This window comes from Shigella sp. SIG3, from assembly GCF_053555855.1.
In genome coordinates this window covers 1-449 of record NZ_JBQZXE010000321.1, presented here as the reverse complement: position 1 = coordinate 449, position 449 = coordinate 1, and the positions used below count along the sequence as shown (strand labels likewise).

Annotated in this window: 1 protein-coding gene; it reads right to left on the bottom strand. The window is 38.1% G+C overall.

The features are described 5' to 3' along the window. A partial coding sequence (locus ACUU1I_RS21215; protein ID WP_071829150.1) for a DUF2686 family protein occupies positions 1-233 on the bottom strand: 233 nt, incomplete at its 3' end. Positions 234-449 lie beyond the last annotated feature (216 nt).

Genomic DNA, 449 nt, shown 5'->3' with positions numbered 1-449 from the left:
ACTCCATCGTAAGCATTACACTTCGTTGCTAACTTATTGAATGCTTGCCAGTCAGAGAGATCTAGTTTGTGGATCTCAACAGTACGTCTGCCATCGCAATTATGATCTCTTCCACGATTTGACAGTAATGTAGCGCGTGCGTATTGATGAAATTTTAATTTTGCTGGTTTGTCGGTGGACGAAAAACGGGGTAAATATGCGGGGAATGAATAAATAGTTGTTGGTAATGTCATTTTATTGTTGCCTGTTTAATGTTTTTACAAATATCGCAGTTGAATGTTCAAAGAAAAAGAATTGATTTTAATAAAAATAAGTTTGTTTTCTGAAGTGGTGAAAATAGCGGATGGTGAAAGATATTAATATCAAAAATCGCTCATCACGGATATAACGATGCACCAGGGAGGGGGGAGATGACTGACAACGCGTTGGTAAGCGAGGTTCGATAACTC